17 protein-coding genes are annotated in these 12867 nt (G+C 45.1%); 6 read left to right on the top strand and 11 right to left on the bottom strand.

From position 1 onward, the window contains the following. Nucleotides 1-69: 69 nt before the first annotated feature. From HRU69_12920 to HRU69_12895, 6 genes are read right to left on the bottom strand one after another with little or no spacing between them, the layout of a single operon-like run. Nucleotides 70-354, bottom strand: a complete 285-nt coding sequence (locus HRU69_12920; protein QOI98336.1) for a 2TM domain-containing protein — start codon at nucleotides 352-354, stop codon at nucleotides 70-72. Continuing rightward, nucleotides 338-847 carry a DUF2306 domain-containing protein gene (locus tag HRU69_12915; protein QOI98335.1) on the bottom strand — a complete coding sequence of 170 codons (510 nt, stop codon included), beginning with the start codon at nucleotides 845-847 and terminating at the stop codon, nucleotides 338-340. Before HRU69_12915 ends, HRU69_12920 begins: the two co-directional genes overlap by 17 nt. After that, entirely contained in the window at nucleotides 844-1380 is a 537-nt protein-coding gene (locus tag HRU69_12910; GenBank protein ID QOI98334.1) for a hypothetical protein, read from the bottom strand. The genes HRU69_12915 and HRU69_12910 overlap by 4 nt, the downstream gene beginning before the upstream one ends. A 9-nt stretch (nucleotides 1381-1389) precedes the next feature. Next, entirely contained in the window at nucleotides 1390-2289 is a 900-nt protein-coding gene (locus HRU69_12905; GenBank protein ID QOI98333.1) for an alpha/beta hydrolase, read from the bottom strand. A 41-nt stretch (nucleotides 2290-2330) separates the two neighbouring features. Beyond that, nucleotides 2331-2615, bottom strand: coding sequence for a transcriptional regulator (locus HRU69_12900; protein ID QOI98332.1), 285 nt, complete (start codon nucleotides 2613-2615; stop codon nucleotides 2331-2333). Next, nucleotides 2608-3219, bottom strand: a complete 612-nt coding sequence (locus HRU69_12895; GenBank protein ID QOI98331.1) for a hypothetical protein — start codon at nucleotides 3217-3219, stop codon at nucleotides 2608-2610. The genes HRU69_12900 and HRU69_12895 overlap by 8 nt, the downstream gene beginning before the upstream one ends. A gap of 142 nt (nucleotides 3220-3361) precedes the next feature. Here HRU69_12895 and HRU69_12890 point away from each other — a divergent pair, with 142 nt between their 5' ends. Genes HRU69_12890 through HRU69_12880 form a run of 3 tightly spaced genes read left to right on the top strand, consistent with a single transcriptional unit; the run spans nucleotide 3362 to nucleotide 6354 of the window. Further along, complete coding sequence (locus HRU69_12890; GenBank protein QOI98330.1) at nucleotides 3362-5005, top strand: amidohydrolase; 1644 nt, start codon at nucleotides 3362-3364, stop codon at nucleotides 5003-5005. 1 nt (nucleotide 5006) lies between these two features. After that, the gene (locus HRU69_12885) at nucleotides 5007-5597 is read left to right on the top strand and encodes a riboflavin synthase (GenBank protein QOI98329.1); all 591 of its coding nucleotides are present in this window, start codon (nucleotides 5007-5009) and stop codon (nucleotides 5595-5597) included. Between the two features lie 49 nt (nucleotides 5598-5646). Then, on the top strand, nucleotides 5647-6354 hold the full coding sequence (locus tag HRU69_12880) for a DUF2807 domain-containing protein (protein QOI98328.1): 708 nt from the start codon (nucleotides 5647-5649) through the stop codon (nucleotides 6352-6354). Here HRU69_12880 and HRU69_12875 read toward each other — a convergent pair. Then, nucleotides 6351-6926 (bottom strand): phosphatase PAP2 family protein, encoded by a 576-nt coding sequence (locus HRU69_12875; GenBank protein QOI98327.1) that lies wholly within the window; start codon nucleotides 6924-6926, stop codon nucleotides 6351-6353. The two genes, HRU69_12880 and HRU69_12875, sit on opposite strands and share 4 nt — an antisense overlap. Nucleotides 6927-6996: 70 nt before the next feature. Between HRU69_12875 and HRU69_12870 the strand changes: the two genes are divergently transcribed. From HRU69_12870 to HRU69_12860, 3 genes are read left to right on the top strand one after another with little or no spacing between them, the layout of a single operon-like run. Continuing rightward, a complete protein-coding gene (locus HRU69_12870) occupies nucleotides 6997-7929 on the top strand; it encodes an amidinotransferase (protein ID QOI98326.1) in 933 nt (310 codons plus the stop codon). Nucleotides 7930-7982: 53 nt separating this feature from the next. Next, nucleotides 7983-9467 (top strand): NAD(P)/FAD-dependent oxidoreductase, encoded by a 1485-nt coding sequence (locus HRU69_12865; protein ID QOI98325.1) that lies wholly within the window; start codon nucleotides 7983-7985, stop codon nucleotides 9465-9467. Between the two features lies 1 nt (nucleotide 9468). Continuing rightward, nucleotides 9469-10041, top strand: coding sequence for a hypothetical protein (locus HRU69_12860; protein ID QOI98324.1), 573 nt, complete (start codon nucleotides 9469-9471; stop codon nucleotides 10039-10041). On the opposite strand, the gene HRU69_12855 is transcribed toward HRU69_12860, so the two are convergent. The 4 genes from HRU69_12855 to hisA all read right to left on the bottom strand — a co-directional run bounded on the left by HRU69_12855 (nucleotide 10038) and on the right by hisA (nucleotide 12863). Further along, entirely contained in the window at nucleotides 10038-10727 is a 690-nt protein-coding gene (locus tag HRU69_12855; GenBank protein QOI98323.1) for a nitroreductase family protein, read from the bottom strand. The two genes, HRU69_12860 and HRU69_12855, sit on opposite strands and share 4 nt — an antisense overlap. A gap of 79 nt (nucleotides 10728-10806) precedes the next feature. Next, complete coding sequence (locus HRU69_12850; protein QOI98322.1) at nucleotides 10807-11394, bottom strand: bifunctional phosphoribosyl-AMP cyclohydrolase/phosphoribosyl-ATP diphosphatase HisIE; 588 nt, start codon at nucleotides 11392-11394, stop codon at nucleotides 10807-10809. Then, entirely contained in the window at nucleotides 11391-12146 is a 756-nt protein-coding gene (gene hisF / locus HRU69_12845) for an imidazole glycerol phosphate synthase subunit HisF (GenBank protein ID QOI98321.1), read from the bottom strand. Before hisF ends, HRU69_12850 begins: the two co-directional genes overlap by 4 nt. Further along, the gene (hisA, locus tag HRU69_12840) at nucleotides 12147-12863 is read right to left on the bottom strand and encodes a 1-(5-phosphoribosyl)-5-[(5-phosphoribosylamino)methylideneamino]imidazole-4-carboxamide isomerase (protein ID QOI98320.1); all 717 of its coding nucleotides are present in this window, start codon (nucleotides 12861-12863) and stop codon (nucleotides 12147-12149) included. Between the last annotated feature and the right edge of the window lie 4 nt (nucleotides 12864-12867).

Below are 12867 nucleotides of genomic sequence, written 5' to 3'. Positions count from 1 at the left end.
GTTCAATTTTCAATTAGCCAATGTATCAATTAGCCGATGGGTCTCCAAATTGGCTAATTGAAAATTGAATCATTGTTTTCTCATCCTCTTTATCTCTTTCTGTATTTCCTTCTCTTCCCATTCATCGCCAAACACGATGTTTTTCCGGAACAGGCTCATGCCGTGGAAGAAAATACCGATGCCCCAGCCAAGCCATACCCATTGTACCCACCAGCCACCCGGGTTAGAGTACCAATTGATAAAAGTTAGGAATAAGCCAATGGTTAAATAACTTAGCAGGTGGCTGTAAAATTCTTTCTTGCGCTTTACCCGTTTGCGTGCTTCGCGGTAAAGTTTGTCATCGGTGTTGTTCATATGAATGGGGTTTATGTGTATGAATATTTTTAATCCACGATCGATGGTTTTTTATAAAGATAAAGATTCCCACAGCAGTTATGGTAACGGAAGCAGTAACCACCATGGCAGCGAAAGGTAGGCCCGGGATGCGCACAATGATTTCTGATGCAAAGGCTGCGTACAGCCCGATGACGGAATAGTACATCCAGGTTAAGTGGCGCATCAACCACTTGCCTGATGGCTGCCGGTTAATCAACGGTAATATTCCCATCAATAGCGTTAACATACTCACCAATGCCGCAACATGAAAGGGCCCAAACCGCCCGAATAGCTGATATAATCCAAAGGCGGTGCCGTTTAGTATGAGCATCGAAGCAACATACCAGTAACCGGTAATACGATGCGACCGTGTTCCTTTCGTGCTGAAGAGAACGACTGTTCCTGTGATTAGCGCCATGATTGCACTGAATAAATGAATGAGTCCTGTAGGACTGTGTACTAATGAATTCATTTTTCAAGTTTGGTTAAAGTCATTTCAATAAACGGAAACCAGGTATTGCCATCAGGTGAATATTCTCCTTTTTCAAACCATAATTTTTTCTGCGGGTTCAGAACGAGATCATAGCGGATTTTGGCTTTGGTTGGTAAGTCAAATCCCCATTCAAAGTGGTTTTCTTCAATGATTTTAAAGTAGGCATCAGTCTGGTTACCGTCCATTACATAAGATTTGAATACGTATTCTTTGGTTTGCTGATTGAATGAAAGTATGGCGAGCGCGTTGAATGATATCGAATTGTCAACTGTATTTCTTCCGATACCCTCAATCAGTAATACAGTTCCATCCAGTTTAAATTGGACGTCTTCCTCCTGGTTTACTTTGAGCAACGTTCCGTTTGGTTGCCTGATGGCGGCCACACCCCGCCACTTGCCGGCCATGAAGGCCAGCTTTTGCATTTCCTGCTTTAAACCTTCGGGTGCGGTTCCCTGGGCTTTTGCCAGCAACGTTCCCAGAAAAGTGATGGCAATGATAATCAGTGATTTCATAGGTAGTATTTATTTGTTGTTTCTAAGAAAATTGTCCAGCTGTTCAAAGAACCACATCGGATCATCATACATGATGAAGTGTTTTGCGGTATCGGTTAACCGGATGGTTACGTTTTTTACTTTCTGATATTGGTCGGAGAAATTTTTCAACGTGCTCTCATGGGTTGCACCATAGCTTTTGTAGGCTATCCATGCACCTAAGACGGTTACGGGCACTTTGATGGCGGCAACATCATTCCGCAAGTCGATGGTGTGCAGTTCGTACAGGGCTTGCGCCACTGTAGGTGCGTGCGATTCAATGCCCCAGCGGCCAATCAATTCAAGTTTATCGGGTGCGGTGGCCATGCTGCTCAGGTAATATTGCTGACTTTGTTTGGTTTGTTCAGGTGTTGCGTTCTTCATCATGTCGCGCATGCTGGCGGCCATGGGTTTTATAGACTCCACAGTAGCGGAAGGATTTTGAATAGCCGGCAGAAAGGGGAGCGCATCAACAATGAAATTTGCACCAACTAAGTCCGGTTCGGTTGCGCTAATCCACAAGCTTAAAAAACCACCCAAACTATGACCAATCAGGATTGGCTGCTTTAGTTTGTTGTCTTTGATGTACCTAATCAATTCATCACGCATGGTTTTCAGATACTCACTGGTTTCAATGGCGGGCGTTCCGGCAAAACCTGGAAGTGAAATCACATGCAAGGTGTAGTTGGTTTTATACCGGGCTATGGTTTCATTCCACACTTCACCCGGGCTGGTAAGCCCGGGAATAAGAATGATGTGCTGTTTTCCTTTTCCAACTTTTTCAACTTTAAATGGCGGACGGGCAGTTGCTTCTGATTGAAGCATGCAGAGGGCGATTATACAGGTAATCAAGCCGGCTATGAGGTAGATTTTCTTTGTTTTTGTTCTCATTATTAAACTGGTTTATTTTATAAACTAAATGGGTAAAAAAATTATGGTTTGATGTATTGCTTCAGTGCATTTACATAGTCTTCAAAAGCTTTCATCCCCTTTTTTGTCACTTTGCACGTAGTCAGCGGTTTTTTTCCTTTAAATGATTTTTCAATGGTTATATAACCTGCTTCCGAAAGTTTATCCAATTGCACACTTAAGTTTCCGGCCGTTGAGTTTGTTTTTTCTTTCAGAAAGGTAAACTCAGCTGACTCCACACTCATCAGTAAGGACATGACGCCCAGTCGTAATTGTGAATGCAGCAACGGATCAAGTTCTTTAAACATTGTTCTCCCGCTGATTTTTTAACATGTAACCCGGAATTAAATAGCCCAGCAAAACAGCCAAGCCGCCAATCAGAATTTGCTCGGTGGGATTGACCAGGTAACAGGCAATGCCTGCTAACCAAAATGTTATGCCACCAAGTATGAGCGGCCTGAATCGAAGAATGATTCCCGAAAGGAAAGTAGCTGAGCCTATGGGCATCATAACAATGGCGTTAATCATCCAGTTTAATTGGGCTCCAAAAAACCAAACCGGCAAAATACTGATGGCCATGGTAATCCAGAGCCACTTATTTATCTCGTCAAGATGTGTAGTAGCGCCTTTTTGCTTTTGTTGCTTATTGGCATAGATCACAGTGGCAATCCAGGCCGGTACAACAAGTATCCAAACAAAGGGTGCGTATTGTGGAAAACTTGAAAATTTAAAAATCCCATACATGCTGAAATTGCAGATGGCAATGACCCAGCCCCACAATAAAAAGTAAAAGCTGCTGCGTCCGATGTTTCCCTTGGCTTGGTTGATCATAGCGGCAATCAGTTCCAGGCTTTCTTGCGGCTTCAGGTTGTCGTTTTTGGTTTCCATATACGGCATTAACGATACAAACATAAAATAGTTTATATTATAAACCAAATATTAAAATTTTGTTTGATTTTAGGCCAAAATCGCATGTTTACGGTAATAAAAATGCATTTGTTTGGGCTGGTATAATCCGCTACTTTCGGAAACCACATCTAAACCCGATTAACCTATGACGCGGATTTTTACCTTCTTCCTGTTGTGCTCATCGCTGTTGCTTTATTCCCAACCGGAAGTGCAGCGGCTTGAAAAACTTAAAACGGAAGCTGTTGCTGAAGTTGAAAAACTTGCCCCGCTTGGCCAGCAAATAAACGATATGCTTTTCAGTTTTGCCGAGCTTGGCTTCCAAGAATTTGAAACCTTTAATTACCTCACCACACTGCTGGAGAAAAACGGGTTTAACGTGCAGAAGGGGATAGCCGGTGTGCCCACGGCATGGATTGCCACCTGGGGTTCCGGCAAGCCATTAATCGCATTAGGTTCAGATGTGGATTGTATTCCCAAAGCTTCGCAAAAACCTGGTGTAGCCTACCATGATCCATTAGTCGAAGGTGCACCCGGCCATGGTGAAGGGCATAACTCCGGCCAGGCCGTTAACATTATCGCTGCACTGGCGCTCAAAAAAATAATGGAGCGCGAAAAAATTTCAGGAACATTGATGTTGTGGCCCGGCATTGCCGAGGAGTTGGTGGGTACAAAAGCGTATTACGTGCGTGCGGGATATTTCAAAGATGTTGACGCCTGTATTTTCACTCACGTTGGCAACAACCTGGGCGTTTCATATGGCGATTCGGGTATGAACGGATTGGTTTCTGTTCGCTTTAATTTTGAAGGATCAGCTGCTCATGCCGCGGGCGCACCGTGGCGGGGGCGAAGTGCGCTTGATGCTGTGGAGTTAATGAACATAGGCTGGAACTTCAGGCGTGAGCACCTGGAACTTACCCAGCGATCGCACTACGTTATTTCCGATGGAGGCGATCAGCCGAATGTTGTTCCCTCTAAAGCATCGGTATGGTATTATTTCCGCGAGCGCACCTATCCGGATATCAAAAAATTGTTCGACACCGGTGTAAAGATTGCCGAAGGTGCGGCCATGATGACGGACACAAAGTTTACCTACGAAATTCTTGGCTCGGCATGGCCCGGTCATTTTAACAAACCGCTGGCCGAAGCGATGTACGAAAACATCAAGAAAGTTGGTCTGCCAAAATGGTCGGCCGAAGACCAACTGTTGGCCAAAGCGGTACAGCTGGAAATGAAAGCACCTAAAGTGGAAGGCCTGGCGGTAAAACTGGATACGCTTGGCCTTCCAAGTCCTACCGGGTCAATCAACATTATGGGGCGCCAGCTTATGGCCATGGGCGGTGGTTCTGATGACATTGCCGACATTAGTTGGTCGTTGCCTACAATCGTTCTTCGTTACCCATCGAATATCCCCGGCTTGCCGGGTCATCATTGGAGTAATGCCATTACCATGGCCACGCCCATTGCACACAAAGGAATTCTTTACGGAGCGAGGGCCGAAGCGATGACGCTGCTCGATATGTTATTGAAGCCCGAAATCATAGCCAATGCGTGGACGTATTATAAAAACGAGCAAACTAAAGAAATCCAGTATACACCACTGGTAGGAGAAAAAGACAATCCAGCCATTTACCTGAACCAGAAAATCATGGAAGAATACAAGCCCAAACTCAAGCCGCTGTATTACAATCCGGCAAAATATAAAACCTATCTTGATCAATTGGGTATTCAATATCCTACCTTGCGGCCTGACCAGAAAGACGCACTTCAAAGATTAGAGTCGAAGAGATAGCATGTTTACCGGTATTATTGAAGCCTTAGGAAGAGTTGAGCGGATTGTTACCGATCAAACCAACAAACATTTTTGTATCAGTAGCCCGATCTCCCAAGAATTAAGAACTGATCAAAGTGTTTCACATAATGGGGTGTGCCTTACGGTAACGAAGGCCGAAGGTGGTAAACATTGGGTTACCGCAGTGGATGAAACATTAAAGAAATCAACACTGGGTCTATGGAAAGAGGGAAGCCTTATTAACCTTGAGCGATGCATGGTAGCCAATGGCCGCTTCGATGGCCACATTGTTCAGGGGCATGTTGACCAGGTAGGTACTTGCGTGCGCGTTCAGGAAGTTGGGGGCAGTTGGTTGTTTGACTTTGAGTATGACTCCGCAACAGGAAACATTACGGTTGAAAAAGGCTCCATTAGTGTTGACGGGGTTAGCCTAACCTGCTTTAATACTAAAGCGAATGGCTTTAGGGTTACTATTATTCCTTACACCTTCGAAAACACCAGTTTTCAAAGTCTGCAGCCCGGTGACCGTGTGAATCTTGAGTTTGATATCATTGGCAAGTACGTGCAACGGCTGATAAAACAACGGGAGTGATGCAACCTTTAGGCGGTTGTTGTCGTCATTCGCATATACTTGATTAATTATGGCGAAAAACCTTATTCTTGCCCTTCTTTTCAGTCTCCCGGTTAGTGCCATGGCACAACGGCAATCGGTTAACCTGGAAACTTTTAATGCTATTGATGTATTTGGACCTTTCGATGTGGAACTGATTTACTCCGACAAAAACCGTGTTGAACTGGAGTATAAAGGAGTTGATTCGAAGGACGTTGTAGCCGGTGTTAGTGGTAACACGTTAAAACTTAAACTTCGCAACCGCCATTATTTTAACGACTGGGGTTCCGATTCGAAGTGGGATGAGTACATCCGTGTAAAAGTTTATTACACCGATATTGACGAGATCAAAGCGAGCGCGGGTGCCGTGGTTACCACATCCGACAGGTTAAAATCAAAGAACCTGGCAATTGATTGCAGCATGGGCGCTGAAATATCAATGGAGGTGCTGGCGAAGAATTTGTATCTCAAGTCAAACATGGGTTCAGTTCTGCGCTTAAATGGCCGTACAGAATATCTTGAAGTGAAATCCAGTATGGGTGGTGTTATTAAAGCCCGGCAATTGCAGAGTAAATCGGCTTATGTAAAAGCCAGCATGGGGTCAGAAGTTTTTGTTTCCGTAACCGATGAGATTGAGGTTTCAGCCGGGTTGGGTGCTGTGGTTGATTACGCAGGAAGCCCGGCCGTGCGCCATACCAACACCAATTTTGGTGCCGAGGTAAGGGGAAGAGACAATTAAGCTTGAGTTAATTTAGCGGGTTCTAAAAAACGCTTATACAGGTAATGGCTTAGGAGTGCACAGCCAATGCCGACAAGAGCCCCAACTAATACATCACCGGGGAAATGTACCCCCAGATAAATGCGTGTATAAGTAAGAAAACCTGCCCAGATAAACAGTGTCCAAATCCACTTCCGACTTTGTTTGTATAATAACCAAAACAACATGGCAATGCCAAAGCTGTTGGCAGCATGGCCTGAGACAAAACCGTACAATCCACCTTTGTATCCGTTAACCAGGTGAATCAGTCCGGCCAGTTCCGGGTCGCGCGATGGGCGAAGCCGTTCAAAAAACGGCTTCATCACACTACTTGTCAGCTGGTCGGTCAGGAGAATAGTTACAGCAATAACCAGCAATACCCGCCAGCTTTCTTTCTGATAATCTTTAATTACAAGATAGAGCAGGAAGAGATACAAGGGCAACCAGGCGATGGTTTTAGTAAGAACAAGCATTATCGGATCCAGCCAGGGGGCATGAAAACCGTTAAGCCATAGCAGAAGTTGTTTATCAAGTTCCAGCAGGGTATCCAGCATACTGTTTAGGTATAGGGAGTAAGCGTTATTGCTGCTGCAAAATTAAGTTTATAATTGTAACTGCAACGGCATGCATCAGGCTCCCGCTTCTGTTTTTATGGTACGCCCGGCCGCATTCGGCTATAATCCGGATACGGCCGGCTCCAATATGTTTCAACAACCCTTGGAAAGCCCAGTCAGAGAAGAAGTAAGGCATAAAGCGCTTTTGGAATTTGATAGGATGGTTGATTTGTTGCGTTCGCATGATATTGATGTGCAGGTATTTGATGACACGCCCCAGCCGGTAAAGCCTGATGCCCAGTTTCCAAACAACTGGATTTCGTTACACGAAGACGGTACCCTGGTGCTGTACCCGATGCTGGCCCCAAACCGCAGATCTGAGCGCAGGGCCGATATTATTGACCAGCTAAAAAAGCAGTTTATTATTAATGGAGTGGTTGATATAACCGGTGAAGAAAAACAAAACCGCTTTCTGGAAGGAACCGGAAGTCTTGTATTTGATTACGTTAACCGGATAGCTTACGCAGCCCGCTCGTCCAGAACAAACGAAGCATTGGTTGCAACTGTAACCAACAAATTGGGTTTCACTTCATTGATTTTCAATGCTGTTGATGAGCAGAAGATTCCTATTTATCATACTAACGTGATGATGTGCGTGGGTTCTGGTTTTGCGGTTATCTGTCTTGATGCTGTAAGGGATGATGAAGACCAGGAGCTTCTTTTAAACAGTTTTTTAACAACCGGCCATAAAGTAGTAGCTATTAGTTATGCGCAGATGCGGGCGTTTGCCGGAAATATGATGGAAGTAAGAAACCGAAATAATGAGCCGTACGTGCTGCTATCTGAACAGGCTTTCAATTCGCTGTTACCCGGTCAGGTTAATGCCATTTCACGCTTTGCCGAGATGATCCCCATCCCCATACCAACTATTGAAAAATACGGTGGTGGCAGTGTGCGGTGTATGATAGCCGGTAATTTTTTGCCTTTACGGGATAAGCATTGATGTTATAAACAAGTAACTTGGCAACCGGTCAATTATAGTTAAGCTTTTTTCGTATGGAAAAATTCGATTTGGTGGTTATAGGTGCCGGTCCCTCAGGCTATGCTGCGGCTATGCGCGCACTTGATTTCAAAAAGAAGGTTCTACTCATTGAACGCAACCGCGTAGGGGGTGCCGGTGTTACCAACGGTGCACTTTCATCAAAAACCTGGTGGGAACTATCGCGGGAGGCAGCCAGTTTTCGTAAAAGTTTAAAACGGTACAACATTCAGGCGCCCAGCATCTCCTATAAAGAAATTCAGGCCGAAGTTCGAAGAGCTGTAAACGAACGAAAGTCTTTGCTGGAAGAGCATATGCACCTGCTGCAGGATTCGGCCTACGCCAGGCTGCTGACCTTTAAAACCGGAACAGCCAGGTTAATAAGCCAGCACGAAGTTGAAATTGTTAACGGAGCACACAAGGAAGTAGTTAAAACCGATTATATCATTCTGGCCACCGGTAGCCGCCCTCGCCATTTGCCCGAACTGCCCCTTGATGAAAAGATTGTTATGACAAGTGAGGGAATTGAAAATATGGAAGATTTTCCAGAAAGCATGGTGATTGTCGGTGCCGGAGTTATCGGCTGCGAATACGCCACCATTTTTTCCGGATTCGGCAAAACCAAGGTTCACCTGATTGACAAGGGCGATCGCATACTGCCGTTTGAAGATGAAGACGTGGTGCGTGTTATTGAGCGGAATATGGAAAACAGCGGTGTGCTGATACACCGGAACTCGCGGCTGGTTCGGATGGAAATAAAGAACGGGCGTGTGGAGTATGAACTGGAGTACACCGATGGAGGCAAAGAAATTTTTAATGTTGAAAAGGCGTTGGTGGCCGTAGGGCGTACACCTAATTATGAGGAATTATGGGATGAAAACCGGGTGGATATACACATCTCGAAGCGCGGTATTGAAGATAACGACACCCAAACCAATGTGTCGAATATTTATGCCGTTGGCGATATTACAGCGGATATTTCATTGGTAAACGTTGGCGAACTGGAAGGCCGCTATGCAGTTGAAAAGATTTTTGGAAAACCGGAACGTAAACTGGTGTATGAAAACATCAGTACCATTATGTTTTTAAATCCGGAAGTGGCAGGTGTGGGCCTTAATGAAACACAAGCGCGCGAAAAGGGTATTGACTATAAAGTAGTTACCCTGGATTACAGTTGCATTCCACGAGCCATTGCCAAGCGTAATACGCAGGGTTTTATTAAATTACTTGTTACCAACGATGAGCACATGAAAATTCTGGGTATGAAGGTAGTGGGCAACCATGCCTCCAGTGCCATCCAGGCGGTAGCCTTGTTAATTTCTATGGATAAAGGGATTGAAGAACTGGCCGAATGTGTGCACCCGCATCCGTCTATCACGGAGGGCATTCAGGAGTGTGTGCGTATGCTGCTGGGTAAATCCATGTTTAAACCCAGCGCTTTAACCGGTAAGCTTTCGTGCCGAACCTCCACGCAGGGCGTTTACCAGGACCTGCATTTTTAGCATGACTATACGCTTCACATGCTTGTTGCTGCTTCTCAGCTTTCACTGCGAAGCACAACTGTTTTCTTTCAAGGTGCCTCAGAAGAAATCTGTTTATAAAATGGTTAATGCCGAAGAGATGATCAGGCGGTATATCGCCCGTGATTTTGTTGAAACGTCTATCGAAGGCATTTATTCGGTATCCTGTGTGATAAAAAAGAAAGGACCAACCCTGTTGTCATCCACAGAACGTGAGAGAACACTGGTTAGAAAGGAAAACTATGCCACGGTAGCCATTTTAAAAGACTGGCCCGAATCAAAAAACGAATACATAGAAATTGCCATTACAAATAAAGATGGCGCTGAGTATCCGGTGGTGGCCGAAGTAAACAGTTTATCAGAAGGAGGAGGATTTATATACAAGCATTTTGAACCCGATGGAAAGGTGATGACGTTTACCTTTGTTTATGATTCGATGAAGCCTGATATTCTGGAGGGCGTTTATTCATTTGTAAAAGGAAACCAAACAATTACCTATACATTGACTTATCTTAAAACATACCCCAAGAACAATCGCTTAATTAACAAAAATTAGCAGTACACCGCTATTTCTGATAAATCCTTCCGTTTTAAATCGGGTACATAAGATTCTTCAGTTGGGTAACCTACCGGTATTAACAGAAACGGTCTTTCGTTTTCAGGTCTGTTAAGGATTTTGGTAAGAAAATTCATCGGACTGGGCGTATGTGTTAAAGCAACAAGCCCGGCATAGTGGATGGCAGCCAGTAGAAAGCCGCAGGCAAGGCCAACCGATTCGCTTACATAGTAATTGTTGCTTTTGGAGCCATCAGGATGTAAATCGTAAAGCTTTTTGAAAACAACAATCAGATAGGGGGCCGTTTCCAGAAAGGGTTTATGCCAGTCGGTTTGCAGCGGTTTAATGGCGTTAAGCCACTCCTCACTCATCCGGTTAGTGTAACTTTCGTACTCCTCTTGTTCGGCTGCTTCGCGTATTTTTTTCTTTAGTTCCGGCCGTTCAACCACGCAAAATGTCCATGGTTGTTTGTGTGCACCACTGGGTGCTGTTGAGGCCGTTAATACCAGGTTGGTGATGACTTCCTTAGAAACGGGTTTATCAGAAAACTCGCGCACGGTTCTGCGTTGGTTCATCCATTCGTAAAACCATTGACTACGTGAAGTTACTTCAGATTCCGGATAGGGTTCACGCGTGTATCGGATAAAAGAAAAGCCGTTGATGGTTTTTGTTTCGGGTAATTTCATTCACGAAGATAAAAATCCCCCGCTATATCCGTTGTTTTAAAGTGTAAGCCGGTTGACAATTCTTTCGGTTATGTTGAAATTAACGGTGCCTGTCTTTCAGCACCTGCTCCACATCGGCCAGTGTTTTATTGCGTGCGGCCAGCAAAACCAGGTAATGGTATAGTAAATCAGCTGCTTCATTGAGGAATCCTTCATCATTGTAATCTTTCGCTTCAATAACCAATTCAACTGCCTCTTCGCCCACTTTTTGGGCTATTTTATTAATGCCGGCCTGAAATAATGCAGAGGTATATGAGGCCCCTTCAGGTTTTTCCTTGCGAAACCGGATGACCTCTTCAAGCGTAGCAAGGCTAAACACGTTATTTGTTTCACCAAAGCAGGTATCGGTGCCGGTATGGCATACAGGCCCTGCTGGTTTCACCTTAATCAGCAGCGTATCCTTATCACAATCAGGAAGCATATCAACCACATAAAGGAAATTTCCGGAGGTTTCACCTTTCGTCCACAACCGGTTTTTAGACCGGCTGAAAAAAGTTACCCGCTGTTCAGCTTGTGTTTTTAACCACGCTTCTTCATTCATGTACCCTAACGTTAACACTTTTTGCGTTCTGTAATCCTGAATTATACAAGGCAGCAGTCCGTTGTTTTTAGAAAAATCGGGTTTCATAGCCGAACGGGTATATGGTGTTTGTGTAAAAATTTTTTCAGTTCCGGTATGCTAATCTCGCCAAAATGAAAAATGCTGGCCGCCAATGCAGCATCAGCCTTAGCCAAGGCAAATGCATCGGCAAAGTGCCCCATGGTGCCTGCTCCACCCGAAGCGATAACGGGTATGGTAAGCAAGTGATGCAGCTTTTCCAGTGGGTCAAGGGCAAATCCGTTTTTTGTGCCATCGTGGTCCATGCTGGTAAACAGAATTTCTCCGGCACCGCGCTCCTGGCCTTCTTTTGCCCAACTGAAAAGCTTTTTGTCAGTCGGGTTTTTGCCGCCATGGGTATGGACTACCCAGCTATTATGGATTTTGCGTGCATCGATGGCCAGCACAATACACTGAGAGCCAAAATGGCCGGCCAGTTCATCGAGCACGTGCGGGTTGCGGACGGCTGCCGAATTGATGCTTACTTTATCGGCTCCGGCATTGAGCAGAACATCAACATCATTCAGGGTCGAAATTCCTCCGCCCACGGTGAACGGAATGTTGATTTGGCGCGCAACGGCTTTAACCCAGGTGGTCATCGGTTTACGCTCTTCCAGCGTAGCCGAAATATCCAGAAATACCAGTTCATCGGCTCCCTGGCTGGCATACGTGGCGGCCAATTCAACCGGATCGCCTGCATCGCGAAGGTTGCTGAAGTTGACGCCTTTAACGGTTCGGCCGCCCGCAACGTCAAGGCATGGTATAATGCGTTTACCAAGCATTTACAACAGGTTTCTGTTTTTTAATTCTTCGGCTGAAATTGTTTTTTCGTAAAGCGCTTTTCCGATAATAATACCCTCCAGTTTAAGGTAATTCAGTTCCTCCACATCATCAGCAGTACTTATTCCACCGCTGGCGATGATGCCCAGGTTCGGGAATTTTATTTTCAGCTTTTTATAGAGTGTAATGTTCGGTCCGTTTAACATGCCATCGGTGCTGATGTCGGTGCAGGTTACGTGCCGTACAGCCTTGAATTTCCTGATCAGATCAAAGACCGAAATACCGGCCTCCTTCTGCCATCCTGAAATTTTTACCATTTCATGCTGTACATCTGCGCTAAGGATAAAGTTATCTGAGCCGTATTTCTTCAGCCACGCATTAAACGTGTCAGGTTGCTGAACAGCCAGGCTGCCTGCATTAATGTAGTCAATGCCTAAACCCAGTAGCCGCTCAATCTCTTCATCGGTTTTTACACCACCGCCAAAATCGGTTTTTAAGGCCGTGTTCTCCGCAATTTTTTCAATTACCTTCCAGTTTGTTACACCGCCCAGCCGGGCACCGTCAAGGTCAACCAGGTGCAGGAATTCAAATCCGTCTTCTTCGAACTGGCGGGCAACTTTAACAGGATCTTTGCTGTACACCGTTACTTTGCCAAAGTTGCCCTGAACAAGGCGGACACATTTTCCATTGATGATATCAATTGCTGGTATGATTTTCATTTTC

Source organism: Flammeovirgaceae bacterium (assembly GCA_015180985.1).
Taxonomy (GTDB): Bacteria; Bacteroidota; Bacteroidia; order Cytophagales; family Cyclobacteriaceae; genus UBA2336.
Note: the sequence above shows the minus strand (reverse complement) of the source record. Positions and strands in the feature narration are given on the sequence as shown.